The 2,352-nt window shown below is 55.2% G+C and carries 4 protein-coding genes; 2 read left to right on the top strand and 2 right to left on the bottom strand.

What is annotated here, in order from left to right; translation table 11 throughout:
- Together A3730_RS24085 and A3730_RS24090 are read right to left on the bottom strand one after the other, a co-directional pair.
- Positions 1–404 (bottom strand): carbonate dehydratase (locus A3730_RS24085; RefSeq protein ID WP_063539137.1); only part of this gene is annotated, 404 nt, incomplete at its 3' end.
- A complete protein-coding gene (locus A3730_RS24090; protein ID WP_063521123.1) occupies positions 385–624 on the bottom strand; it encodes a hypothetical protein in 240 nt (79 codons plus the stop codon). The genes A3730_RS24085 and A3730_RS24090, both read right to left, overlap by 20 nt.
- Before the next feature lie 69 nt (positions 625–693).
- On the opposite strand from A3730_RS24090, the gene A3730_RS24095 reads away from it, so the two are divergent.
- Together A3730_RS24095 and zigA are read left to right on the top strand one after the other, a co-directional pair.
- Positions 694–1,116: a TraR/DksA C4-type zinc finger protein gene (locus A3730_RS24095; RefSeq protein WP_063521122.1), complete on the top strand. Its 423-nt coding sequence runs from the start codon at positions 694–696 to the stop codon at positions 1,114–1,116.
- 4 nt (positions 1,117–1,120) lie between these two features.
- Complete coding sequence (gene zigA / locus A3730_RS24100) at positions 1,121–2,344, top strand: zinc metallochaperone GTPase ZigA (protein ID WP_063521121.1); 1,224 nt, start codon at positions 1,121–1,123, stop codon at positions 2,342–2,344.
- The last annotated feature ends 8 nt before the right edge of the window (positions 2,345–2,352 follow it).

Here is a 2,352-nt window from a genome sequence, read left to right on the forward strand (position 1 = left end):
GCGGGGAGCGTCATGCCGTCGATAACCGCATTGTGGCGAATGGCGCAGCCATCGCCGATGGTGCAGTTGAACAGTACGCTGTTGAATCCCACGAAAACCCTGTCTCCGACCTGGCAGGGGCCGTGCACAATGGCGCGATGGGCAATAGAGGTGTGTTTTCCTATGGAGATAGGCCCTCCGTCCTTGGAGTGCATAACCACACCATCCTGAATGTTGGTGCCTTCGCCAATATGGATGGGGTGAAGATTGCCATGATCATCTGTCTCGTCGGCTCGAATCACGGCATAGGGGCCGATAAAGACATGGCGGTCAACGATGACTTTGCCGCAGATGATGGCGGTAGGGTCGATAAAGGCGTTCGAATGAATGGCCGGCAGGTCACCATTAGGGTTTCTTCGGATCATTCTTTACTCCTTGCTCGTTCAGTGCCCGGTTAAACCACTCCTTTGTTTGTTCCCAGTGTTTGCGGCCGTAAAGCTCGATGAACTTGCGGGTCATGTGGTCATTGTCGTTGTCCAGAGCGCTCAGCCTTTCGCGGATAAAGGCCTCACCAAGAGGAATCCCGCATATTTCGGTGATGCAGTGTCGCCACTCGGTATAGGAGCCGGGCAGGGGAAAGTGCATGGGTACTACTCCGCAAGGGTTGTTGATGATTAATGTAATGTTATAACATAACAAAACAAGGAGGGCATCATGCCTCGTATCATCAGTGAGAAAACGCTGTTGGCGATGACGCCGTCGCAATATATGAACACCAGCCAGCGGGCGTTTTTCCGCAACCGTCTTGTTGTCCTGGCTCACGATTGCGAACAACACATCGGCAGCGCCAGAAATAATTTGCATACACCGACCCAGGCAGACCCATTGGACGCCGCTGTCGAGGAGGAGAGCTGCCGCCATCAGCTACGCTTTATGGCCCGCGAACAAGCTTTGCTGGGGAAAATTCGTGCTGCCCTGAGGCGGCTGGAAAGCGGGGATTACGGTTACTGCAAAATCAGCGGTGAGCCCATTGGTCTGCCGCGGCTGCTGGCCCGTCCTACCACGGAATACTGTGCCGAGGTGAAGGCTCGCCTTGAACAGAATGAACGCCACTATGCTCATCAACGAACAGGATAGAAACATGACAAGTCAGCAAGCCAGCCCCATTCGCCAGCTTCCCGTTACCGTGCTGTCAGGGTTTCTCGGCGCCGGGAAGACCACTGTCCTCAACCATATTCTCAACAACCGAAGCGGCCTGCGCGTTGCCGTTATCGTCAACGACATGAGTGAAATCAACATTGATGCGGCACTGGTCAATCAGAACGTTTCGCTGAACCGGTCGGAAGAGAAACTGGTGGAAATGAGCAATGGCTGCATCTGCTGCACATTGCGCGAGGACCTGTTGGTGGAAGTGAATCGCCTGGCTCGGGAAGGTTCTTTCGACTATCTGGTGATTGAGTCCACCGGGATTTCTGAACCCTTGCCCGTGGCAGAGACCTTTACGTTTGAAGATGAAAACGGGGAAGGGCTGTCCTCCGTTGCCCGTTTGGACACTATGGTTACGGTGGTCGATGCGGTTAATTTCCTGCGGGACTATCGAAGTACCCGCACGCTTCAGCAGGAGCAGGAAAACCTTGGTGATGAAGATCTTCGTAATGTGGTGGATCTGCTGGTGGAGCAAGTGGAATTCTGCGATGTGCTGTTGATCAGCAAGACGGATTTGGTCACAGAAAAGGAACTGGAGGTGTTGCAGGCAACTTTGCGGCTGTTGAACCCGGATGCCCGGATTTTGCCCATTCGCCACGGCATGGTGCCGCTGGAAGCGGTGCTCAATACAGGGCGGTTTGACTTTGAAAAGGCCCAGCAGGCGCCGGGGTGGTTAAAGGAAATGCGGGGCGAGCATTTGCCTGAAACCGAGGAATACGGCATTAGCAGTTTCACCTATGAAGCCCGGCGTCCGTTCCACCCACAACGATTCTGGAACTTTTTGCAGCAGCCTTGGCCGCTGGGAACCTTGTTGCGCTCCAAAGGCTTTTTTTGGCTGGCCAGCCGCCCCCACTTTGCAGGTAGCTGGAGCCAGGCNGGTGACATTGTTCACCATGGCCCGGCCGGCATGTTCTGGAAAACCGTGCCGGAGCAACACTGGCCCAGCGATGAAGAATACCGCGCGCTGATCATGGAGAAATGGCAAGAACCTTTTGGCGACATGCGCCAGGAACTGGTGTTTATCGGCCATAACCTGCAGCCGGAGGAAACCCGCAAGGCACTGGACGCCTGCTTGCTGACGGAAGCGGAAATGCTTCAGGGCAAGGCGCTGTGGGAGCAGCTGGACGATCCGTTCCCGCAGTGGGAGGTGGCAGGGTGATGCAAGCT

Source organism: Alcanivorax sp. HI0044, from assembly GCF_001634945.1.

What these genes read in the sequence shown, in the direction of transcription:
- A3730_RS24090 (WP_063521123.1), bottom strand. Translation starts at nt 624, where the DNA reads ATGCACTTTCCCCTGCCCGGCTCCTATACCGAGTGGCGACACTGCATC.
- A3730_RS24095 (WP_063521122.1), top strand. Translation starts at nt 694, where the DNA reads ATGCCTCGTATCATCAGTGAGAAAACGCTGTTGGCGATGACGCCGTCG.